Source organism: Mesorhizobium australicum WSM2073, from assembly GCF_000230995.2.
GTDB lineage: Bacteria > Pseudomonadota > Alphaproteobacteria > Rhizobiales > Rhizobiaceae > Mesorhizobium > Mesorhizobium australicum.
The window spans coordinates 5,292,351-5,315,372 of sequence record NC_019973.1; the positions used below are offsets into that span (position 1 = coordinate 5,292,351).

General features: G+C 63.6%; 15 protein-coding genes. 8 read left to right on the plus strand and 7 right to left on the minus strand.

Annotation, left to right across the window (positions count from 1 at the left end):
* The first annotated feature begins 83 nt into the window (after positions 1-83).
* The 4 genes from MESAU_RS25540 (at position 84) to MESAU_RS25555 (ending at position 8,101) form a co-directional block, all read left to right on the plus strand.
* Positions 84-3,062: a sarcosine oxidase subunit alpha gene (locus tag MESAU_RS25540; RefSeq protein ID WP_015318919.1), complete on the plus strand. Its 2,979-nt coding sequence runs from the start codon at positions 84-86 to the stop codon at positions 3,060-3,062.
* Positions 3,055-3,678 (plus strand): sarcosine oxidase subunit gamma, encoded by a 624-nt coding sequence (locus MESAU_RS25545; RefSeq protein ID WP_015318920.1) that lies wholly within the window; start codon positions 3,055-3,057, stop codon positions 3,676-3,678. The genes MESAU_RS25540 and MESAU_RS25545 overlap by 8 nt, the downstream gene beginning before the upstream one ends.
* Before the next feature lie 105 nt (positions 3,679-3,783).
* Positions 3,784-6,153 carry a trimethylamine N-oxide demethylase gene (locus tag MESAU_RS25550; protein WP_015318921.1) on the plus strand — a complete coding sequence of 790 codons (2,370 nt, stop codon included), beginning with the start codon at positions 3,784-3,786 and terminating at the stop codon, positions 6,151-6,153.
* 238 nt (positions 6,154-6,391) lie between these two features.
* Complete coding sequence (locus tag MESAU_RS25555; protein ID WP_015318922.1) at positions 6,392-8,101, plus strand: trimethylamine N-oxide permease; 1,710 nt, start codon at positions 6,392-6,394, stop codon at positions 8,099-8,101.
* Between the two features lie 69 nt (positions 8,102-8,170).
* Here the strand turns inward: MESAU_RS25555 and MESAU_RS25560 are convergent, their stop codons facing one another.
* The 4 genes from MESAU_RS25560 to MESAU_RS25575 all read right to left on the minus strand — a co-directional run bounded on the left by MESAU_RS25560 (position 8,171) and on the right by MESAU_RS25575 (position 15,202).
* A complete protein-coding gene (locus tag MESAU_RS25560) occupies positions 8,171-11,317 on the minus strand; it encodes an efflux RND transporter permease subunit (protein WP_015318923.1) in 3,147 nt (1,048 codons plus the stop codon).
* A gap of 253 nt (positions 11,318-11,570) precedes the next feature.
* Positions 11,571-12,713, minus strand: a complete 1,143-nt coding sequence (locus MESAU_RS25565) for an efflux RND transporter periplasmic adaptor subunit (protein ID WP_015318924.1) — start codon at positions 12,711-12,713, stop codon at positions 11,571-11,573.
* Between the two features lie 55 nt (positions 12,714-12,768).
* Entirely contained in the window at positions 12,769-13,374 is a 606-nt protein-coding gene (locus MESAU_RS25570; protein WP_015318925.1) for a TetR/AcrR family transcriptional regulator, read from the minus strand.
* A 187-nt stretch (positions 13,375-13,561) separates the two neighbouring features.
* Entirely contained in the window at positions 13,562-15,202 is a 1,641-nt protein-coding gene (locus tag MESAU_RS25575; protein WP_015318926.1) for an acyl-CoA synthetase, read from the minus strand.
* 203 nt (positions 15,203-15,405) lie between these two features.
* Between MESAU_RS25575 and MESAU_RS25580 the strand changes: the two genes are divergently transcribed.
* The 4 genes from MESAU_RS25580 (at position 15,406) to MESAU_RS25595 (ending at position 19,164) form a co-directional block, all read left to right on the plus strand.
* A complete protein-coding gene (locus MESAU_RS25580; RefSeq protein WP_015318927.1) occupies positions 15,406-16,371 on the plus strand; it encodes a sugar-binding transcriptional regulator in 966 nt (321 codons plus the stop codon).
* A gap of 86 nt (positions 16,372-16,457) precedes the next feature.
* The gene (locus MESAU_RS25585; protein ID WP_015318928.1) at positions 16,458-18,512 is read left to right on the plus strand and encodes a bifunctional aldolase/short-chain dehydrogenase; all 2,055 of its coding nucleotides are present in this window, start codon (positions 16,458-16,460) and stop codon (positions 18,510-18,512) included.
* Positions 18,513-18,621: 109 nt separating this feature from the next.
* Complete coding sequence (locus MESAU_RS25590; RefSeq protein ID WP_015318929.1) at positions 18,622-18,882, plus strand: ribbon-helix-helix domain-containing protein; 261 nt, start codon at positions 18,622-18,624, stop codon at positions 18,880-18,882.
* 33 nt (positions 18,883-18,915) lie between these two features.
* Positions 18,916-19,164: a type II toxin-antitoxin system RelE/ParE family toxin gene (locus MESAU_RS25595; RefSeq protein ID WP_041163513.1), complete on the plus strand. Its 249-nt coding sequence runs from the start codon at positions 18,916-18,918 to the stop codon at positions 19,162-19,164.
* A gap of 69 nt (positions 19,165-19,233) precedes the next feature.
* Here the strand turns inward: MESAU_RS25595 and MESAU_RS25600 are convergent, their stop codons facing one another.
* From MESAU_RS25600 to MESAU_RS25610, 3 genes are all read right to left on the minus strand, one after another.
* Positions 19,234-20,283, minus strand: coding sequence for a substrate-binding domain-containing protein (locus tag MESAU_RS25600; protein ID WP_015318930.1), 1,050 nt, complete (start codon positions 20,281-20,283; stop codon positions 19,234-19,236).
* Positions 20,284-20,331: 48 nt separating this feature from the next.
* A complete protein-coding gene (locus MESAU_RS25605) occupies positions 20,332-21,327 on the minus strand; it encodes an ABC transporter permease (RefSeq protein WP_041163514.1) in 996 nt (331 codons plus the stop codon).
* An 81-nt stretch (positions 21,328-21,408) separates the two neighbouring features.
* The gene (locus MESAU_RS25610) at positions 21,409-22,920 is read right to left on the minus strand and encodes a sugar ABC transporter ATP-binding protein (protein WP_015318932.1); all 1,512 of its coding nucleotides are present in this window, start codon (positions 22,918-22,920) and stop codon (positions 21,409-21,411) included.
* Positions 22,921-23,022 lie beyond the last annotated feature (102 nt).

The following is a 23,022-nucleotide window of genomic DNA, read 5'->3' on the forward strand; positions in this document are numbered from 1 at the left end:
ATACGGGGAGAAGTGCCCGGCAGGGCGATGAGGGGCAGTGCTGCCCTCCGCCATGACATCGAATCGACGAGAGGCTGGACATCGTGACCTCTCAACCCCATCGTCTCACATCCGGCGGTCTCGTCGACCGTTCGGCGCCGCTGAATTTCAGGTTCGACGGCAAGAGCTTCTCCGGTTTCAAAGGCGACACGCTTGCCTCGGCACTGGTTGCCAACGGCGTCAAGCTGGTTGGCCGCTCGTTCAAGTACCATCGCCCGCGCGGCATCCTGACCGCGGGATCGGAAGAACCTAACGCGCTGGTGGAGCTGCGCAGCGGTGCACGGCGCGAGCCGAACACCAAGGCGACGACAGCGGAGCTCTATGAAGGGCTCGACGCCGCCAGCCAGAACCGCTGGCCGTCGCTCGCCTTCGACGTGATGTCGGTCAACCAGCTGTTCGCGCCGATCTTCGTCGCCGGCTTCTACTACAAGACCTTCATGTGGCCGGCGAAGTTCTGGGAAGCGATCTATGAGCCGGCGATCCGCCGCGCCGCGGGTCTCGGCCGTGCAGCCGGCATTGCCGACCCGGATCATTACGACAAGGCCTGGGCGCATTGCGACGTGCTGATCGCCGGGTCCGGCCCGACGGGCCTCGCAGCCGCCCTCGCAGCAGGCCGCAGCGGCGCCCGCGTCATCCTGTGCGAAGAGGACTTTGTTCCCGGCGGGCGCCTGCTTGCCGATGGCGGCATGATCGACGGCATGCCTGCCGACGAATGGATCGCGCGCACGCTCAGTGAGCTTGCCGCCATGCCTGATGTCCGCATCATGACGCGCACGACGCTGTTCGGCGTCTATGATGGCGGCACCTATGGCGCGATCGAGCGTGTCAGCGACCATCTGCCCTCGCCGCCGGAGCACCAGGTGCGCCAGCGGCTATGGCGGATCGTGGCCAAGCGCTGCGTCGTCGCGGCAGGCGCGCTCGAACGGCCAATCGTCTTTGCCGGCAACGACATGCCGGGCGTGATGATGGCGTCCGCCATGCGCAGTTATATCGCACGTTATGCCGCGGCACCGGCCAGACGCATCGCGCTGTTCACCAACAACGAGGACGGCTGGCGCACCGTCGAGGCAGCGCTCGGGGCGGGACTGCAGGTCGCCGCCGTGATCGACGCGCGCGCCGAAATCTCTTCCGAGCACCGCTCGCTTGCCAGCAAGGGCGGCTTTGCGGTTCTGCATGGCTCCGTCAGCGGCATCGATGGCGGCAAGAATGGCGTGCGCAAGATTTCCGTCTCACTCACCGGCGGCGCGCGTGCCGAAGTGGAAGCCGACGGGCTTGCCGTTTCCGGCGGCTGGAACCCGGCGGTCGGGCTCACCTCCTATCATCGCGGCCGGCCGAAATGGCGCGACGATATCGCCGCCTTCGTGCCCGACGGCGCGCCTCCGGGAATGGTCGCGGCTGGTGCCGCCAACGGCGCCTTCGGGCTTGGCGCCTGCTTGCGCGAAGGATTTGCGGCGGGCGCGGCCGCGGCACGTGATGCCGGACACGGCAATGGCTCAGGCTCCACGCCGGTGGCCGACGACGAAGCCTTTTCACTGGCGCCGCTTTGGCACGTTGCCGGCAAAGGCAAGGCTTTCGTCGACCAGCAGCATGATGTCACCGCATCGGATATCGAGCTGGCGCAGCGCGAAGGGTTCGAATCGGTCGAGCACCTGAAGCGCTACACCACGCTCGGCATGGCGACCGACCAGGGCAAGACCTCGAACGTCGCCGGCCTCGCCATCATGGCGGCGGTCACAGGTAAATCCATTCCCGAGACCGGCACGACAATCTACCGGCCTCCCTATGTGCCGGTCGCCATCGGCGCCTTCGCCGGCCATCATCGCGACGAGAATTTTCACGCCACGCGGCTGACGCCGTCGCATCACTGGGCCGCCGAACAGGGCGCGATCTTCGTCGACACCGGCCTATGGAAGCGCGCGCAATGGTATCCGCGCGCCGGCGAGAAGGATTGGCTGGAATCGGTGACCCGCGAGGTCAAGGCGGTGCGCTCAGGCGTCGGCTTCTGCGATGTCTCGACGCTGGGCAAGATCGACGTGCATGGCGCGGACGCCGGCACCTTCCTCGACCGCGTCTACATCAACACCTTCTCCACTCTTGCGGTGGGAAAAGCGCGCTACGGGCTGATGCTGCGCGAGGACGGCATCGTCTATGATGACGGCACCACGTCGCGGCTGGCCGAGGACCACTATTTCCTCACCACCACCACGGCCAAGGCCGGGCTGGTGATGCAGCATCTCGAATTCTGCCGGCAGGTGCTGTTTCCGGAACTCGATGTGCAGTTAACCTCGGTCTCCGACCAGTGGGCGCAATTTTCCATTGCCGGACCCAAAACCCGCGACCTGTTGAAAGAGATCGTCGATCCCTCGGAAGACCTTTCCAACGAAGGGTTCCCCTTCATGGGCGCGCGCGAAGTTGCGTTGCGCGGCGGCGTCAGGGCGCGGTTGTTCCGCATTTCCTTCTCGGGCGAAATGGCGTTCGAGATTTCGGTGCCGGCGCGCTACGGCGAGGCGATGGCGCGCAATTTGATGATTGCGGGCAAGCCGTTCGGCGTGACGCCTTACGGCACCGAGGCACTCGGCGTCATGCGCATCGAAAAGGGTCACGTCGCGGGTCCGGAACTCAGCGGCACGACCACCGCGGCCGATCTCGGCCTCGGCAAGATGATGTCGACCAAGAAGGATTTCATCGGCCGCGTCATGGCCGGACGCGAGGCGCTGATCGCAGCTGATCGGCAGGTCGTCGTCGGCATCAAGCCGACCGACAAGGCCCGGCGCCTGCGTTCCGGCGCGCACATCATTCCGAAGGGGCAGACACCCGGGCCCGACAACGACCAGGGCTACGTCACCTCGGTCTGCTTTTCGCCGACATCAGACCAATGGATCGGGCTTGCACTTGTCGAGCGCGGCCGCGAGCGGTTCGGCGAGATCGTGCATGCGCACGATCCGCTACGCGGCGAGGATTACGATTTGGAACTGTGCAACCCTGTCTTCTATGACCCGGATGGAGGGCGCCAGCGTGGCTGAGTTTTCCTGGGAAACCCGCAGCCCTCTCCACCGCGCACTCGTCGCCGGTCCACACGGCGCGCGAGGCGACGCCGGCGTGACCCTGAGCGAGATCCGCAATTTCGACCTTGTCCAGGTGATGGCGCGGCGCGGCAAGACGGCCGAGATGGCGAGCGCCGCGAACGCGCATTTCGGCGTGACGGCGCCGGAAACACCGAAGACGGCCGCAGCAGCCGAAGCCACGCTCATCTGGTCGGGACCGGATCAGTTCTTCGTGCTGTCGAAAGGCAGACACACGGTGGAGTCGCTGGCCCCGGTTTTCGCGACCTCGGCTTCGCTCTCGGACCAGTCACATGCGCGGGTGTTGATCAGCATTTCCGGCAACAAGGCGCGCGCCCTGCTCGCCAAACTGTCGTCGATCGATCTGTATCCGGCGGCGTTCCCGGTCGGAGCCGCGGCAACCACCTCGATGGATCACACCAGCGTCACGCTGTGGCGTGGCAATGATGCGCCGGACGGACAGGCTGTTTTCACCGTTCTGGTGTTTTCGACCTTCGCCGAAAGCCTGTGGCACACGATGCTGGACTCGGCTGCCGAGTATGGTGTCGAGATCGGGCATTCGGAGGACTTGGCGTAGCACTGCGCTTCTTCCCCGCCTTGCCAAACTCCGCTCCGCTGCTATTCTTGCCGCTAAAATAATTTCACGCACAGGCAAACTTGTTTCTCGAACCGCAAGGCTGAGATGAGCCAGTCGCCCTACCCCACCGTGACAGCCGGACCGCCCAGGCCAAGCCTGATCCTGCGGCCTGGCCAGATCGCGCTGCCGGCCGGCATGGAGCGCTATACCGTACAGGGGAATGGCGCGGTGCTGATCGAGGTCGAGGCCGGCGATACGATCACGGTTCGCAACGTCGAGGGAGGCCAGGCCTGCGAGTTGCTGGCCTGGGACAGGTCAGGCGCCAGCGATCCCGGCATTCTCGGTGAAAAATCCAACAGCAATGCCGCCGGCATCAAGGCGCTGCTCACCGAGGGCGACGACAGTCTTTCGGCGGTGCGCCGCGGCCTCGAACGCCGCCAGGTTCAGCTTGGGCAGGCCGAGGCGGTGCGCGTGTTTGGCGGCACCACACCAGCCGGTACCGAGCAGGCATTCACAGTCGCGCGCGACGGCGCGATGCTGATCGCCGCACCCGGCGGTCCGATGCTGGTCGACGGGCACGACACAGCGACGCCGCTCAGCGTCGTCGTGCGGCGCAACACGATCCGCCTGAAAACGAAATCCCGGCTTGCCGATCCATTGGCCGATCCGGTGCTCGATTTGCGCGTTCATTCGGCGACGGCGGAATCGTATTTCGTCAAGGCGGGCGACTATCTGCAGATCATCGATGTCGACGGGCGCCAGTGCACCGACTTCCAGTGTTTCTCGGCCCGCAAGCTGGACAAGGGGCTCGACCATCCGCTCGACGTCACGACCACGCGCACGCTGATGGGCGCAAGCTATCCGATGCCCGGCCTGCATTCGAAATATTACGACCAGGACATGGAACCGCTGGTTGAGGTGGTGCAGGACACATGCGGCCGGCATGATGCCTTCGCGCTCGCCTGCGCGGCGAAATATTATGACGACATCGGCTATCCCGGCCACACCAACTGCTCGGAGAACTTTAATCGCGCGCTGGACGGCAAGGGCGTCAATCCCCGCACCGGCTGGATGGCGATCAACTTCTTCTTCAACACGGCGATCGACGCCCATGGCGTTATGGTGTCGGACGAGCCATGGTCGCGGGCCGGCGACTATGTTCTGCTCAGAGCGCTGACCGACATCGTCTGCGTCTCCTCGGCCTGCCCCGACGACACGACGCCGGCCAATGGCTGGGACCTGACCGACATCCACGTGCGGACCTATTCCGGCCAGCACAAATTCTCGCGAGCGATCGCCAGACGCATGACGCCTGATTCGGAACCGAAAATGACCCGCGAGACAGCTTTCCATTCGAGCTTTGCCAAACACACACGCGACTTCGTCGAGTACAGGGGCTATTGGCTGGCCAATTCGTTCGCCAGGGAAGGCGCCATCGCCGAATATTGGGCCTGCCGGCAGGATGCCGTGATCATGGACCTGTCGCCGCTGCGCAAGTTCGAAGTGACCGGCCCGGATGCCGAAGCGCTGCTGCAATATACGCTGACGCGTGACGTCAAGAAGCTCGGCGTCGGCCAGGTCGTCTACTCCGCCATGTGCTACGAGCATGGCGGCATGATCGACGACGGCACGCTTCTGCGGCTCGGCAAGGACAATTTCCGCTGGGTTGGCGGCGACGATCTGTCCGGCGAATGGCTGCGCGAGACGGCGACAAAACTCGGCCTCAACGTGCTGGTGCGCTCGTCCACCGACCAGATGCACAACATCGCCGTGCAAGGGCCAAAGAGCCGCGCCATCCTGAAGGAGGTGATCTGGACCTCGCTGCTGCAGCCGTCGATGGAGGAACTCGAATGGTTCCGCTTCGCCGTCGCCAGGATCGGCGGCGGCAACGGCATCCCCGTCGTCGTTTCACGCACCGGCTATACCGGCGAGCTCGGCTACGAGATCTGGTGCCATCCGCGCGACGCGCAAAAGGTCTTCGACGCAATCTGGGAGGCTGGCCAGCCGCATGGGCTGAAGCCGATGGGCCTGCAGGCGCTCGACATGGTGCGCATCGAGGCCGGACTGATCTTCGCCGGTTACGAATTTTCCGACCAGACCGATCCGTTCGAGGCCGGCATCGGCTTCACCGTGCCGCTGAAGAGCAAGACCGACGATTTCATCGGCCGCGAGGCGCTGATCCGGCGCAAGGATCATCCGCAGACAAAGCTGGTCGGCCTCGACATCGACAGCAATGTCGCCGTCGGCCATGGCGACTGCGTCCATGTCGGCCGCGCCCAGATCGGCGTCGTCACGTCGGGCATGCGCTCGCCGGTGCTGAGCAAGAACATCGCGCTGGCGCGGCTCGACGTCACTCATGCCGCTATCGGCACGGAGGTCGAGATCGGCAAGCTCGACGGCCATGCCAAGCGGCTGCCGGCTCGGGTCGTGGCCTTTGCCCACTACGATCCGCAAAAGACCAAACCACGTTCCTGACCTGCCTTTTTGGGCCCGCAAAGCACCCGCCGGCCGCTTTGATGTTCGCGCGCAAGCATGATGTGCATGGTTTCACAAATCGCTTGACGTGACGGCGCGCCGGATCAATCTTCACTCCTAAGAAAAAAATACGACTGAGTGGAAACACTGCGGCCGGAACGATCATTTGCCGGGGAGTAAGTTTCGCGTAGCCGAGGCATCACTGGCGGGGAACATCGAAAAAGGGGAACTCATCCACATGAGCACAATAAGTACGGTCCTGGACCAGCCTGCCGAAAGCAAGCTGCTCAGGCATATCGACTGGCGCGGCGCCTTCTGGGTGGCGAGTGGCGTTCCGGCGCTGGTCCTGTTCTCGATCGGCGGCATTGCCGGCACGACGGGAAAGCTGGCGTTCCTGATCTGGACGGTCTCCATGATCATGGGCTTTCTGCAATCCTTCACCTATGCCGAGATCGCCGGCCTGTTCCCGAACAAGTCCGGCGGTGCCTCGATCTACGGCGCCACGGCCTGGCTGCGCTACTCCAAGTTCATCGCGCCGCTGTCGGTGTGGTGCAACTGGTTCGCCTGGTCGCCGGTGCTGTCGCTCGGCTGCTCGATCGCCGCCGCCTATATCCTCAATGCACTGGCGCCGGTGCCGCTGTTCACCGAGGCCTCGCCCGATGTCGTCGCCTACATCGCCGCGCACGCCGGAACGGCACCTGCCGACGCCATCACCGCGGTGACCGCCGCCGCGACGCCGGCGATCCGCAACTGGACTCTGTGGAGCCACACGCTAGGCCCGGTGTCCTTCACGCTCAATGCCACCTTCTTCATCGGCGCCGTGCTGATGCTGATCATCTTCTCGATCCAGCATCGCGGCATCCTGGGCACTGCCAGCGTGCAGAAATATATCGGACTGCTGGTCATTATCCCGATGCTGATCGTCGGCGTGGTGCCGATCTTCACCGGCCAGATCGACTGGTCGAACTTTTCGCCGCTGGTGCCGCTCGCCGCCGCCTATGCACCTGAGCCCGGCTCCTGGAACATCGCCGGCTGGACATTGGCGCTCGGCGGCATGTTCATCGCCGCATGGTCGACCTACGGGTTCGAAACCGCCGTCTGCTACACGTCGGAGTTCAAGAACCCGGGTACCGATACGTTCAAGGCCATCTTCTATTCCGGCCTGCTCTGCATGCTTTTGTTCATCCTGGTGCCCTTCACCTTCCAGGGCGTGCTGGGCTTGAACGGCATGCTGGCAACACCGATCGTCGACGGCTCCGGCGTGGCCGATGCGCTGGCCGGCATGGTCGGCGGCGGCAGGCTTATCCACAGTCTGCTGGTGATGCTGATGATCCTGGCGCTGGTGCTGTGCATCATGACGGCGATGGCCGGCTCGTCGCGCACGCTCTACCAGGGCTCGGTCGACGGCTGGCTGCCCCGTTATCTCAGCCACGTCAACGAGCACGGCGCGCCGACGCGGGCCATGTGGACCGATCTCTGCTTCAATCTGGTCGTGCTGGCGATCGCCTCGGCCGACGCGACGAGCTTCTTCTTCATCCTCGCCGTGTCGAACTGCGGCTACATCATCTTCAATTTCCTCAACCTCAATGCCGGCTGGATCCACCGCATCGACAACGGCCATATCGCACGGCCGTGGAAAGCACCGAGCTGGCTCTTGGGGATCGGGGCGATCTTCGCCTACGTCAACGCGATCTTCATGGGCGCAGGCGCCAAGGTGTGGAACCCGATGGCGCTGTGGGCCGGACTGATCACGGCGGCGCTGATTATCCCGGTGTTCTGCTTCCGCCACTACATCCAGGACAAGGGCAAATTCCCCGACCACATGCTGGCCGATCTCGGCATGGCGGGAGCCGACCTTTCGGTCAAGAAGGCGGGCATGCTGCCCTATCTGACACTGGTCGCCGGCGTGGCGGTCATGCTCATCGCGAATTGGGTGTTCGTCATCTGATGGTCTGACTGCGGCCTAAATCATTGCATCAAGGAAAACCGGCCGGTCGCAAATCGACCGGCCGGTTTTTTATTCCGCCGCCAACGGCAGTTGCGGCCGTTCGATGCCTTCGATCTCCCCTGGCTCCGGCGCCTGCTGGTCGGTCTTCGCCTTCTTCGGCTCGCGGCCGAAGAAGAGCGCATAGCCCGCCGGCAGCACCAGGATGGTGAGCACGGTGGCGACCAGAATGCCGCCCATCATGGCATAGGCGAGCGGTCCCCAGAACACGCCGCGCGAGATCGGGATCAGTGCCAGCACCGCCGTCATCGCCGTCAGCACGATCGGCCTGAAGCGGCGCACGGCCGAGCCGACGATCGCTTCGGAACGGTCCATGCCCTTGGCAATGTCCTGGTCGATCTGGTCGACCAGGATGATCGAGTTGCGCATGATGATGCCGAGCAGGGCGATGACACCGAGGATGGCGACGAAGCCGAACGGTGCACCGCTGATCAGCAGAGCCGCGGCCGCGCCGATGATGCCGAGCGGGCCGGTGGCCAGCACCAGCATCGCCTTGCCGAAGTTCTGCAGCTGGATCATCAGGAGCACGACGATGATGGCCAGCATGATCGGCGCCTTGGCGGCGATCGAAGCCTGGCTTTCGGCTGAATCCTCCGCACCGCCCTGGATCTCGATCTTGTAACCGGGCGCCAAGCCGTCACGCAGGCCCTGCATGTCCTTGTACATCTTGGTGACGACGTCGTTGGACTGCACGCCGTCTGGCAATGTGGCGCGCAAGCTGATCGTCGGCAGGCGGTCGCGCCGCCATTCGATGCCTTGCTCCAGCACAGGCACCACCTTGGCCACCTGCGACAGCGGCACGAAGCCGCCGAAATCGGTCGGGATATAGACCGAGTCGACCGACGACAGCAGGCTGCGGCTGGCATCCGGCTCGCGGGCGACGATCGACACCGTCTCCTCGCCGTCGCGGAAATCGTCAAGCGGCGCGCCGGACATCGTCGCCTGCAGCATCTGGCGGATGCGCTGCGAGGTGACGCCGAGCGCACGGGCACGATCCTGATCGACAACCAGCTTCATCGCCGGAACGGGCTCCAGCCAGTCGTCATGGACGGCGCCGAGCAGGGGATCCTGCCGGAACTTCGCCTTCACCTGGTCGGCGATGCGGCGCACCTCCTGGCGGTCCGGACCCATGACGCGCATCTGCACGGGCCACCCGGTCGGCGGTCCGAGGAACAGGCGGTCGACCTTGGCACGGATCGACGGGAAGTCCTGAGCCAGAACCGTGCGCAGCTTGACGATCAGCCGCTCGCGCGCCGGCTCGTCATTGGCCATGACCAGCATCTGGGCGAAGTTCGGGTTGCGCAGTTGCTGGTCGAGCGGCAGGAAGAAGCGCGGGGCGCCCTCGCCGATATAAGTGGCGATGAAACGCTTGTCCTTGTCGTCCATCATCTTGGCTTCCAGGGCCTTGGCCTGCGCCTCGACCTCCTTGATGCTGGTGCCTTCCGGCAGCCAGAGGTCGACAAGAATTTCGGGCCGTGACGATTGCGGGAAGAAATTCTGCGGGATGAACTGGAACGCCCAAAGGCTAGTGCCGAAAGTCGCCAGCGTCATCACCAAAACGATGATGCGATGGCGCACGGCCCAGCCCACCGTGGCACGCAGCCGACGGTAGAAGCCTGTGTCGAAGGCGTCGTGATGGCTGCCGGCATGCTTGCGCTGCTTGAGGATCATATAGCCGAGCCAGGGCGTGAAATAGACCGCCACGAACCATGACACGATCAGCGCGATGCCCACGACATAGAACAAGGTGCGCACATATTCGCCAGCCGTCGAAGCAGCGAACCCGACCGGTATGAAGCCGGCGGTGGTGATCAGTGTGCCGGTCAACATCGGGAAGGCGGTCGAGGAATAGGCGAAGCTCGCCGCCTCGATCTTGACCAGCCCCTCTTCGAGCTTGCGCTCCATCATCTCGACGACGATCATGGCATCATCGACAAGCAGGCCGAGCGCGATGATCAGCGCGCCCAGCGAAATGCGCTGCAGGTCGATGCCGATCTCGTACATGATGGCGAAGGTGGCGGCGAGCACCAGCGGTATGGCGATGGCGATGACCAGCCCCGAGCGCCAGCCGATCGACAGGAACGAGACGACGAGCACGATCAGCAGCGCTTCGCCAAGCGCATGCATGAATTCGCTGACGGCATCCGTGACGACGCCCGGCTGGTCGGAAATCTGGTCGACCGAAACGCCATAGGGCAGCGCCTCCTCGAAGCGCTTGTAGGTCGCCTCGACATCCTTGCCGACATCGGTGACTTTAAAACCCTTGGCCATGACCACGCCAAGCTGCACGCTGTCGTGGCCATTGAAGCGGTATTTGCGCTGGAAGGGGTCCTCCAGGCCCGAAGTGACGGTGGCGACGTCGCCCAGCCGGGTAACCTGGCCGCCGGCGCGCAGGCGCAGTTCGCGGATGTCGGCCGCCTTGGCGACGTCGCCTTCGACCGAGATGCGCACCGAATTGACGCCGGTGTCGACGGAACCCGCGGGGTCGACGTTGTTCTGGCCCTTGATCGCGTTCTGCAGGTCGGTCAGCGTCAGGCCGCGTTCGGCCAGCGCCTTGGACGAGACATCGACATAGAGCTTTTCCGGCTGGTCGCCGATGATGACGGCCTTTTCGACGCCGGGCGTCGTCAAAAGCATATCGCGCGCCTGGATGGCGAACTTCTTCAATTCGGGAAAGGAGAAGCCGTCGCCGCTGATCGAATGCAGGGTGATAAACGTGTCGCCGAACTCGTCGTTGAAATACGGGCCGAGCAGGCCTTGCGGCAGGTCGCCCTGGATATCGCCGACTTTCTTGCGCACCTGATAGAAAGCATCCGTCACTTCGGCGGCGTTGGTGTCGCCCTTGATCTGGACGGTAATGATGGCGCTGCCGGCGCGGGTGAAGGAACGCACGAAATCGAGATGCGGCGTCTCCTGCAATTTGCGCTCGATCTTGTTGACGACCTGGTCCTCCATCTCCTGGATTGAGGAGCCCGGCCAGATCGCCTGCACGACCATGACGCGGAAGGTGAAGTCGGGATCCTCCTTCTGGCCCATGCGCATCAAGCCGAGCGCGCCGGCTATGATGATCAGCCCGAACAGGAAGCGCGCAATGGAGGGATGGCCGATGGCCCAACGGGACAGGTTGAAGGGACGCTTTTCTTCAGTGGGGGTCGTCATCGGAAGTGGTCCACTTTGCTTGGTTGCCGGCGCTTGGTGCTTCGAAAAAGGGGCTTCGAGGAAGCGCGCGCGGAACGAAATCATCTGCGTTCGATACTGGCTTCCGGGCGGCGTTGCTCTTCAAGCGGAGAGACACTCATCGCGGTGGGACGCGAGGGTCGATGCGGGGGTACATCGGCCTTGACGTCTCGACCTTCGGGCACGCCGCCCGGAAACCTGCGGCCGCGGGAACGCGCGGCCGACCTGTCTGTCGTCAGCGCAACTGGCTGGCTTCGTCGCCCTCGGCCGAGGCGGACTGCTGTGCGGTGCCGCCGGGGAGTTTCACCTTCAGGTTCTCGGTCATGAACTGCGTACCGGCGGCGACCACGACGTCGCCCGGTTTCAATCCCTCCGCGACACGCACGCCGTCGGGGGCGAACTCGGCGACCTTGACCGAACGGGCATGCACGGTGTCGGCGCCACGATCGACCGTCCAGACGATCGACTGGCTGTCTTTCTCGGCGAGTGCACTGAGCGGGATGGACACGAGCTGCTTTTCGTTGGCCGCCGACGCCTCGATATTGGCGGTCATGCCGAGCAGCACGCGCGGGTCGTTGGGCAGGCTGACGCGGACGGCAAAGGTGCGCGACTGCGGATCGGCGCTGCCGGCGACCTCACGGACCTTGCCGTCAAGCTTCAGCCCATCGTCCGACCAGAAGCCCGCCTTGACGTTCTTGCCCGGCTTGAACTCGGCGATCTCCATTTCCGGAACCGCGATCAGCACTTCCTTTTCACCGTCGACCGCGACGGTGACCACGGGCGTGCCCGAGCCGACCACCTGGCCGACATCGGCGTTTACCGCCGTGACGATGCCATCCCTGTCGGCCTTGAGGTCGGTATAGCCGACCTGGTTCCTGGCCTGGGCAAGCGTAGAGCGGGCGGAGTCGCGCGTGGCGATTGCCTGGTCATAGGTCAGTGTCGCCTGTTCGAGCTGCGATTTCGGCGCGAAGTTCTTGGCGAAAAGCTGTTCGGCGCGCTTACGGGCGAGTTCGACCGTCTCGACCTGCCGTTCAGAGGCATCGAGTGCCGCCTGCGCGCTCTTGACCGACAGGTCATAGTCGGAGGGATCGATGCGGGCGAGCACGTCGCCAGGCGCCACGTGCTGGCCGATGTCGACGAGACGCTCGGTGATCTTGCCATTGACCCGGAAACCCAGCGTGCTCTCGGTGCGGGCGCGCACCGATCCGGAATAGGACAGCGTACGGGTGTCATGCGCCTGGGCGATCTCGACGACCTTCACCGGACGGATGATGTCCTTCACCTCGGCTTTTTCCTGCGAGCAGCCGGCAAGCCCAAGCGATGCGACGATCAGGCCGGCAGCTGGCAGCTTGCGAAGGATGGAACTGGGCAAAAACATTTCGGTACTCCCGACTGGAAGACGGACTGTCGACACCGGCACCGGCTGGCGACGGCTATTTCAAGGCTCTGATGGCGTAATCGATGAGGTCGTCGGGCATTGCCCGATTGGTCTTGGCGAGGCACTGCGCCACCATCTGCGGATGGCACAGGATGACGGTGGCGGCACCGAAGCAGCGCGATGCGGTCACCGGGTCCTGCTTCCTGAACTCGCCGGCCTCGATGCCCTCGCCGATCACCTCGGCGAAAAGATCGTGAATGCTGTCGACATGCTTGTCGATGACGCCCCAGTCCCGCTCGAGCGCGACGATGACCATCTCGTGGACCTTCTGGTCGTCGAGCATGACCTCCATCGTCAGCTTGTATTGTGCATGCACATAACGACGCAGCCGCTCCTCGGCGCTGATCGGCAGGTGCATGATCTCGTAAGCCATCTTGTAGCTGGCGCCGAGCATCCGGCCACATACGGCCTGGTGGATCTCGACCTTGGAGGCAAAGAAACGATAGATGTTGGCCGGTGACATGCCGAGTTCGCGGGCGATGTCGGCGACATTGGTCTTGCCGTAGCCATAGTGCCGGAACAGGCGCTCGGCGCAATCGAGTATGCGCGTTACATTTTCCTGTCGGGCGACGTCGGCGACGATGTTGGCGGCTTCGGACATAGCTCTCTGTCAAATAACGAGTGACGAATTTCGATTTTCATCACTCGTAAATCTAAATGAGCGAGGTGTCAACGCGGATTCGGTGTACGCGTACGATAGGTGACAATTGGTGACATCCAGTAGACGTCACAAGGCGCCCTCAGGATGCGGACCATTGAAAATATTCTCTCGAAAATCCCCGGGGGCTTCAGGCGACCTTGGCCATTTCCCGCAGCCGGAACTTCTGGATCTTGCCGGTCGAGGTCTTCGGTATCTCGGCAAAGATCACCGCTTTCGGCACTTTGAAGCGGGCGAGCAGCGTCCGGCAGTGCTCGATGATCTCGGCCTCGCTCGCCTCCTTGCCCGGCTTCAGTTCCACATAGGCGACAGGCACCTCGCCCCATTTGTCGTCATGGCGCGCCACGACGCCGCAGGAGGCGACGGCGGGATGCTTGTAGAGCGCTTCCTCGACCTCGATCGAGGAAATGTTCTCGCCACCGGAGATGATGATGTCCTTGGAGCGGTCCTTGAGCTGGATATAGCCATCCGGGTGCATGACGCCGAGATCGCCAGAGTGGAACCAGCCGCCGCCGAAAGCCTCGTCAGTCGCCCTGCGGTTCTTCAGGTAGCCCTTCATGACGATGTTGCCACGAAACATCACCTCGCCGATGGTCTCGCCGTCGGCGGGCGTCTCGGCCATGGTCTCGGGGTCCATTACCGTCAGGCCTTCGAGTGCGGCATAGCGCACGCCCTGCCGTGCCTTCTTGCCCGCCCTCGCCCCTTTGTCGAGTGCGTCCCAGCCATTATGCCATTCGTTGACGACAGCGGGCCCATAGGTCTCTGTCAGGCCGTAGAGATGGGTGACGGCAAAGCCGGCATCGGCCATGCCCGACAGCACGGCTTCGGGCGGCGGGGCGGCCGCCGTGTTGAAGGTGACGGTTTGCGCAAATGCGCGCTTGTCCTCGTCCTTGGCGTTGATCAGCACCGACATGACCACCGGCGCCCCGCACAGATGGGTGACGCCATAATCGGCGATAGCGTCATAGATGGGCTTCGGTCGCACCCAGCGCAGGCAGACATGCGTGCCGGCCTGGACGGCGAGCGTCCAGGGAAAACACCAGCCATTGCAGTGGAACATCGGCAAGGTCCAGAGATAGACCGCGTGCTTGGCCATGCCGGCATGGATGGTGTTGGTGTAGGCCATCAGCGCAGCACCTCGGTGATGGTAGACGACGCCCTTGGGATTGCCTGTCGTGCCCGAAGTATAATTGAGCGAGATGGCGTCCCATTCGTCGTCCGGCATCGACCAGGCGAACGCCTCGTCGCCATTGGCGACAAAGGCCTCATAGTCCACCGTGCCGACCCTCTCGCCTTTCGGATAGGGCGCGTCGGTGGCGTATTCGGGATCGTCGTAGTCGATGACCAGCGGTTTGACCACGGCCAGACCGAGCGCTTCCCGCACCACGCCGGAAAACTCGCGATCGACGATCAGCACCTTGGTCTCGGCATGGTCGAGTTGGAAGGCAATGACGGCGGCGTCGAGACGCGTGTTGAGCGAGTGCAGCACCGCCTTGGTCATCGGCACGCCGAAATGCGCTTCCAGCATCGGCGGCGTGTTCGACAGCATGACCGTCACCGTGTCGCCCTTGCCGATGCCATGCTTGTGCAGGGCCGAGGCGAGCTTCAACGAACGGCGCCAGAAATCGCGGTAGCTGATGCGCTGGCTGCCATGGATGACGGCGACATGGTCGGGATAGGTTCTTGCAGCGCGCTCCAGATAGGTGAGCGGCGTCAGCGGCTGGTGATTGGCCGCGTTCCTGTCGAGATCCTGTTCGTAGGGATTGGCCATCCCATTCTCCCCAAAGTCTTTTCGAGCTTTCTAACCTTACGCTCGTCGTCACGCTATCCCCCTGAAGGGCTGAGAATGCTATCCTGCACCGACTTGCTAGAATGGGGATTTCGATTGTGCCGCGCCGGCAGGAGATCTCTTCCCGTCTATTCCAAATTTGACTTTTGTCGAGAGCCGTGACTAATGTCAGCCAAGGAGGCGGCATGGCGATCCGACCGGCAGAACAGCTCATCCACAAGGCGGCCTGGCTTTACTATGCCCATGGGCTTCGCCAGGACGAAGTGGCCAATCAACTCAACATTTCGCGCGCCTCCGTCGCTATGTATCTGCGCAAGGCGCGCGAGACAGGCATCGTCAACATCTCGACCTCGACGCAGCTCTTCACGGACGACGTCATGGCGCGTAGGCTGGAAGACGCCCTGAAGCTCGACGCCGTCTGGATCGCGCCTGAGAACGCCTATCTCGCCGACCCCTCGACCGATATCGCGGTGCTGGCGGCAAGCGTTTTCCTGGAACTCGTCGGGAAAGGCGACCGCATCGGCGTCGCCTGGGGCCGCACCATCTACACCATCGCCGACATCATGTCCTATGCCGACCTGCAGGACGTCACCGTGGTGCAGCTCTGCGGCAATCTCGGCGCACCCTATTCCTACCGGCCCGATCAATGCACTATGGAAATCGCGCGCCGGCTCAATGCCAAGGGCCTCAACTTCTACGCGCCCCTGGTGCTGTCGACCGAGGAACTGGCGCATGGCCTGCGCGCCGAACCTGTGATCCGCGACCAGCTTGCCGGGATCAGCGACTGCGATCTTGCGCTCTACTCCATCGGCGCGGTCGATGCCGACAGCCATCTGGTGAAGTGCGGCGCGCTGACGGCAGCCGAGATGGCGGCGCTGCGCAGGGAAGGTGCCGCGGGTGTCATTGCCGGGCAGATCATCGATGCCCGTGGCGAGTTGCTCGACTGCAGCTACAACCGGCGGGTCATCTCGGCGGGGCTTGCTTCACTGCGCGTCATCGGTAAGCGGCTGATGGTCGTGCAGGAAGACAGCAAGTTCGAGCCGCTGCTCGCCGCGATCGCCGGCGGCCTCTGCACGCATCTGGTGGTCGGCGCGCATATGGCGCAGCGGCTGCTCGATCATGCCGGAACGTCAGCAGAAAAGGCGTCCTGAAAACCAATCCTTTGCCGACGCATTTGTCATCAAGGCGTCGCGGCATTCCTGTTCACCATCAAAGACAGCAACTGGACGAAGCGAACATGAAGAATCTGTGGAACGACGACACGGCCGAACAACTCGTTGCCGACTATGCGAAGAAGGGCGTCGGCCGCGATCTGGCGTTGCGTGTCTACACGACGCGGCTTCTGGGCGGCGTGCCGCAACTGGTCCTGCATGGCGGCGGCAACACCTCCTGCAAGATCAAGGCAACCGATCTCGTCGGCGACGAATGGGACGTGCTGTGCGTCAAGGGCAGCGGCTGGGACATGGCGGTCATCGAGCCGCAGGGCCTGCCGGCGGTCAAGATGGGCGCCCTGCTCAAGGCGCGCAAGCTGGACAGGCTTTCCGACGAGAACATGGTCGCATTGCAGCGGGCCAACCTGATCGACCCCGCCTCGCCCAACCCTTCGGTCGAGACCCTGCTGCATGCCTTCCTGCCGCACAAGTTCGTCGACCACACCCACTCGACCGCCATCCTGGCCATCGTCGACCAGGAAGACAGCAAGCCGCTGGTGGCAAAGGTGTTCGGAGCAAAAATGGGCTATGTGCCCTACATCATGCCGGGCTTCGATCTCGCCAAGGCGGCGGCCGATGTCTTCGACGCCGACCCGACGGTGGAAGGCCTGATCCTCGACAAGCACGGCATCTTCACTTTCGGCGACGATGCCAGGCAGGCCTATGACCGGATGATCCACTATGTGAACGTCGCCGAGGATTATGTGGCCGAGCATGCCAAACCGAAGACTGCGAAGATAGCGCTGCCGGCAAGGCTAGCGTCACCGGCGGCGATCGCCCCCATGCTGCGCGGCGCTGTAGCGGCGCCACGCGGCGAAGGCCGCTTCGACCGCATGATCTCTGACTTCCGCACCTCGGACGCGATTGTCGATTTCATCAATTCTGCAGAGATCGCCGACTATGCAGGACGCGGCGTGTCGACGCCGGATCTGTCGATCCGCATCAAGACCGGGCCGCTGGCCGTGCCGGCGCCCGATGCCGACAAGATCGGCGACTACAAGGCCGTAATCCAGAACCATGTCGACGCTTTCGCCAAGGATTACCGCGCCTATTTCGAGACCAATGACGCGCTCGACGACGTCAAGCGCACCATGCTCGATCCGATGCCCCGGCTGACGCTGGTGCCGGGGCTCGGCATGTTCGGCCATGGCCGCACGCTGAAGGATGCCAGGATCGCCTCGGACGTTGGCGAGATGTGGATCGAGGCCGTGCGCGGCGCCGAGGCCGTCGGGCGTTTCCACCCGCTATCCAAGGCCGACCTGTTCCCGCTCGAATACTGGTCGCTGGAACAGGCCAAGCTCGCCTCCAACAAGCCGAAGCCGCTGACCGGCCAGGTGGTGCTGATCACCGGCGGCGCCGGTGCGATTGGTGCGGCGACCGCAAAACTGTTCGCCGACAATGGCGCTCATGCCGTCGTCGTCGATCTCGACGCCGAAAAGGCCGCCGATGCCGCCAGGAAAGCCGGCAACAATTCGATTGGCGTCGGCGCCGACATCACCGACCCGGACCAGATGCGTGCCGCCTTCGACAAGGCGGTCGCCGTCTTCGGCGGCGTCGACATATTGGTGTCCAATGCGGGCGCTGCCTGGGAAGGCCGCATCGGCGAGCTCGACGATACGCTGCTGCGCAAGAGCTTCGAGCTCAATTTCTTCGCCCACCAGTCGGCAGCGCAGAACGCCGTGCGGATCATGCTGGAACAGGGCACCGGAGGGGCGCTGTTGTTCAACACCTCCAAGCAGGCGGTCAACCCGGGTCCGAAGTTCGGCGCCTATGGCGTGCCGAAAGCGGCGACGCTGTTCCTGTCAAGGCAATACGCGCTCGACTACGGCGCCCATGGCATCCGCTCCAACGCCGTCAACGCCGACCGGATCCGCTCCGGCCTTTTGACCGACGCCATGATCGCCAGCCGCTCGGGCGCGCGCGGCGTGTCGGAGAAGGAATACATGTCCGGCAATCTGCTCGGCCAGGAAGTGACCGCGCAGGACGTGGCGCAGGCCTTCCTGCACCATGCCCTGGCCGACCGGACGACCGCCGATGTGACGACGGTCGACGGCGGCAATATCGCGGCGGCGCTGCGATAAGGCAATCTCTGCTATCCTTTTAGCGCCAGGCAGAATCGAGACGAAGACTAGTAAACATTGTTAGTCCTTGTGAGGTGCGCTATATATAGTCGGTATGAAAGCTGAACCTATGCGCACCCTGACCATATCGCTTACGCCGCAGCAGGTCGCCCGCCTGCAGAGCGCCGTCGAGGGCGGAGGATACGCCTCGAACAGTGAAATCGTCCGCGAAGCCTTGCGCCTTTGGGAGCAGCGCGAGCAATTGCGTGCCCTGGAACTGGATCAGTTGAAACGGGCCTCCGCCGACGGCATGGCCAGCGGCAACCCAGTCGAAGTCGAACCCGTCGAGTTCATTCGGGGCCTGAATGCAGAACGCCGCGCCGGTGGCTAAATACAGGCTTACTCCGCGCGCGCCTCGCAGGATTTGCGCGACATCTGGCACACCATCGCAATCGAAAATGAAAAGGCAGCCGATAAGCTGCTGATGCGCATTTTCGACAAGATGGAACTGGCGGCAGGGCATCCCAAGATGGGTTCGGCCCGGCCGGAATTGAGCGCGACGGCCCGCGTGCTCATCGAAGGCCGCTATATCGTCATCTATGAACCACAGCCGGACGGTGTACTGGTCGTAGCGATCGTTCATGGAATGCGCGATCCGGAACACTGGTTGTAACCGGAAGGCTGAACATCGATACGAAAGGGCGGTTCATAGCCGCCCTTTCGCTTTCCTATTGGTGCCGCGCTACTTCGCGTTCGGGTTCGGCATCCATGTCGGCATGGCGACATCGGCATGGGCGAACTGCGGCAGCTTGGCCGACAAGTCTTCCATGTTCTTGATGTCCTTGTCGATCAGCTCCTTCTGGGTGATCAGCGTCGGCGGCACGATGACGTTGTGGCCGGGATCTTCGCCGGCGAGCAGTTGCGCCAGGGCGCGCACCGAGACCTGGCCGACGACTGCCGGGTTGGTCGCCGCCGTAGCCGCCCAGGCACTGTCGGGCTCGCGCATCGCCGCGATGTCGGATGTCGAAATGTCGGCCGAATAGATCTTGATCTTCTTGTTCAGGCCGGCTTCGTCGACGGCGATCTTCACGCCCTTGGCGAACTCGTCATAGGGCGCGAACATCACGTTGATGTCGGGGTGCGCCGACAGCACCGAGCGCGCCTGGTTGGCGACGGAGTTGGCGATGGGATTGTCGAGCGTGCCGAACATGGCGGCTTCCTTTATGCCGGCATATTTTTTCTTGACGTCGACCCAGGTCTCGTTGCGGCGGTCGAGCGGAGCGATGCCGGCGACATAGACATAGCCGGCGTTCCAGCTTTCGCCATTGTCCTTGACTGCCTGTTCGAGCGCCAGCCGTGCCAGGTCTTTGTCCGACTGTTCGATTTGCGGGATCTTGGGGTTTTCGACATTGACGTCGAATGCCACCACCTTGATGCCGGCGTCGACGGCGCGCTGGGCGGCGTCCTTCATCGATTCCGTCAGGCCGTGCTGGATGATGATGCCCTGCACGCCGAGCGCGATGGCCTGGTCGACCATGTCGGATTGAAGGGCGGCGTCCTGGCGGCTGTCGAGCACGCGCAGGTCGATACCGAGCGCCTTCGACTGCGCCTCGACGCCCGACAGATACGCCTGGAAGAAGTCGCCGGTCGAGAGATAGCGAACCAGTGCGATCTTGACGCCGGGTTTGTCGAACGGCGCCGGCTTGTCGGCGGCAAATGCCCCCTGCATCAGCATGGTTGCGCCGGCGAGCCCGAGCGCCACTTTCCCCAGAAGTCTTCTAGTGATGTTCACCTTGTTTTCCTCCACTTTTGTTGAACCCAAATCCTATCTGGCCGAATGCTAGTTCCTGCCCCTGCCCGAAAGGGCAAAGGTGAAGACAAGGGCGACGACCAGAACCACGCCCTTGACGAAATCCTGCGTGTAGTAAGGCGCGTTCATCATCGTCAGGCCTTGCAGCAAGATGCCGACGAACAGCGCGCCGATGGCGGTGCCAAAGGCGTTCGGCTTGGCGGCGCCGAGCACCGCGTAGCCGATCAGCGCCGCGGCAACCGCATCGAGCAGCAGATTATTACCCGAGGCGATGTCGCCGCGTCCAAGCCGGGCCGCGAGCAAAATGCCGCCGATCGAGGCAAAAACGCCTGAAATAACGTAGGCCCAGATCTTGTATGCCTTGACAGGCGCGCCAGCGAGTTCGGCGGCGCGCTCATTGCTGCCGACCGCATACATCATGCGGCCGAAGCGGGTGTATTCGAGGAAGAACCAGATCAGCACGGCCAGCGCCAGAAGCACGACGACCGAGACCGGGATGAGGTTTGGGATGAAGAAGTCGAAGCGGTGGCGGCCGAGCGCCAGGAAGGCATCGGAGAACTTGCCGCTGGCGACCGAGCCATCGGGCATGGTCATGCCGGTGGCGATCGAGCGGCCTTCCGTGGGGATGCGTTGCAGGCCGACCAGCAGGAACATCATGCCGAGCGTCGCCAGCAGATCGGGTACACGCATGTAGACGATCAGCCAGCCATTGATCAGGCCGACAATGGCGCCAATCAACAGGCAGACGATGACCGCCACGAACGCGTTCTGCTCCAGCACCACCATCACATAGGCCGCCGCCATCATGGCCGAGGTTGCGACCGAACCGATCGACAGGTCGAAGCCGCCGACGACAAGCGTGGCGGTAACACCGAGCGCCAGCACACCGGTGATGGCGACCGACTGGAAGATGAAGACGGCACTTTGCGGCGAAACGAACCCGTCGGCGGCGACCGCGAAATAGGCGACCAATCCGAACAGCAGCACGATGAACCCATAGCGGATGGCGTAGTCGCGCAGCGTCATTCGGCGCACCCCGGCGCCGCTGCCCCATTTACCCAACTCGCAGCCATGGTCTCTCCATTCTAATTCCATCGGCCGCCACGCTCAGGCAGCGCTGTGCAGCGGTCCACCGGCAACCTCGGCCAGCAGGCGGTCGAGGTCGACATCGGCATTGCGGTGTTCGCCGACGATCGTGTGCTCCGACATCACCAGGATGCGATCGGCCGTCTCCAGCGCTTCATCGAGTTCGGTGACGAACAGAAGCGTGGCGCGGCCATTGGCGCTTGCCCTCAGCTTGGCGGCGATGTCGCGCCGGGCGGAAATATCGACGCCCTGGAACGGCTCGTCGAGGATGAACAGCGCGGCATTCTGCGCCATCCAGCGGGCGACCATCACCTTCTGCTGGTTGCCGCCCGACAGCGCCGACATCTCGTCCTTCTCGGAGCGGCAGACGATGCCCAGTTGCTCGATCTGCCTGCGCGCGGTGGCGCGTTCGAGGCGGCGCCTGAGCACGCTTAGACTGGACATGCGCTTCAGAAACGGCAGGCTGACATTGCGCTCGATGTTGAAGCTGCCGACGATGCCGCTGGTCGCACGGTCCTTGGCGACCAGGAACACGCCGGCTGCGATCGCGTCGCCCGCCGAGCGCGGCGCGTAAGGCTTGCAGTTCATCGTCATGGTGCCGTCGAGCGGCCGGCGCACGCCGAACAGCGTCTCGGCAAGAGCGGTCTTGCCGACGCCGACGAGGCCAGTGATGGCGACGACCTCGCCATCGCCGAGTGTCAGCGACATCGGCCTGGCGCCCTGCGCGATGCGCAGGCCTTCGACGCTCAGGACCGCCCTGGCGGAACTCCTGGCCACGATCCGGTCGAGATGGATCTTGCGGCCGAGCATGGCGTTGACCGCGCCTTCATAATCGAGCGGCTTGGCATCGAAGGCGCCCGAGACGCCACCGTCGCGCATCGAGACGATGCGGTCGGCGAGCCGCCTGATGTCCGACATGCGATGCGAGATATAGAGGATCGCCACGCCCTGCTCGCGCAGACGGTCGACCAGCGCGAACAGCCTGTCGGCCTCGGCACTGGAGAGCGACGAGGTCGGCTCATCGAGGATCAGCACTTTCGGCTGGTGCGCCAGCGCCCGGGCAATCGCCACCATCTGGCGGTCGGCCAGCGAAAGATCGCTGACGCGCGCCTTCAAATCGATGGCCAGCCCCATGCGGTCGGCGACCGCCTTGGCCTCACGGCGCACGCGAGCGGGATTGAACAGGGTCGGCACGCCCCGACCGCTCAGCCGGTCGAGCGTAAGATTGGTGGCGACATCGAGATCGGCGACCACGCCGTCATTGATGTTCTGGTGCACGGTGACGACACCCGCGCGGATCGCTTCCGCCGGCGTGTTCGGCGCGAACTCCGCACCGGCGAGGGTCATCGAGCCGCCCCCACGCTCGTAGACGCCGCTGATGATCTTGACGAGGGTGGATTTGCCGGCGCCGTTGGCGCCCATCAGCACGGTCACTTCACCGGCATGGAGGTCCAGCGCGATGCCGCCAAGCACCTCGTTGCGGCCAAAGGATTTCCTCAGTCCCTCTACGCGGAACACGGCATTGCCGACCATGCGTTCCTCCCTGGTCATGACGCTATGGTCAATGTAGGCAATTGTCAACACGATTGACAATTGCCAGACAGCTTCCTAGCTTGGCCCCGCCGCTTGGGCTCC

Bases quoted from the DNA above. Each gene is read 5' to 3' on its own strand.
- MESAU_RS25590 (WP_015318929.1), top strand. From the start codon at position 18,622: ATGCGCACCCTGACCATATCGCTTACGCCGCAGCAGGTCGCCCGCCTG.
- MESAU_RS25585 (WP_015318928.1), top strand. From the start codon at position 16,458: ATGAAGAATCTGTGGAACGACGACACGGCCGAACAACTCGTTGCCGAC.
- MESAU_RS25570 (WP_015318925.1), bottom strand. From the start codon at position 13,374: ATGTCCGAAGCCGCCAACATCGTCGCCGACGTCGCCCGACAGGAAAAT.
- MESAU_RS25580 (WP_015318927.1), top strand. From the start codon at position 15,406: ATGGCGATCCGACCGGCAGAACAGCTCATCCACAAGGCGGCCTGGCTT.
- MESAU_RS25560 (WP_015318923.1), bottom strand. From the start codon at position 11,317: ATGACGACCCCCACTGAAGAAAAGCGTCCCTTCAACCTGTCCCGTTGG.
- MESAU_RS25565 (WP_015318924.1), bottom strand. From the start codon at position 12,713: ATGTTTTTGCCCAGTTCCATCCTTCGCAAGCTGCCAGCTGCCGGCCTG.
- MESAU_RS25610 (WP_015318932.1), bottom strand. From the start codon at position 22,920: ATGGTCGGCAATGCCGTGTTCCGCGTAGAGGGACTGAGGAAATCCTTT.
- MESAU_RS25605 (WP_041163514.1), bottom strand. From the start codon at position 21,327: ATGACGCTGCGCGACTACGCCATCCGCTATGGGTTCATCGTGCTGCTG.
- MESAU_RS25550 (WP_015318921.1), top strand. From the start codon at position 3,784: ATGAGCCAGTCGCCCTACCCCACCGTGACAGCCGGACCGCCCAGGCCA.
- MESAU_RS25555 (WP_015318922.1), top strand. From the start codon at position 6,392: ATGAGCACAATAAGTACGGTCCTGGACCAGCCTGCCGAAAGCAAGCTG.
- MESAU_RS25575 (WP_015318926.1), bottom strand. From the start codon at position 15,202: ATGGCCAATCCCTACGAACAGGATCTCGACAGGAACGCGGCCAATCAC.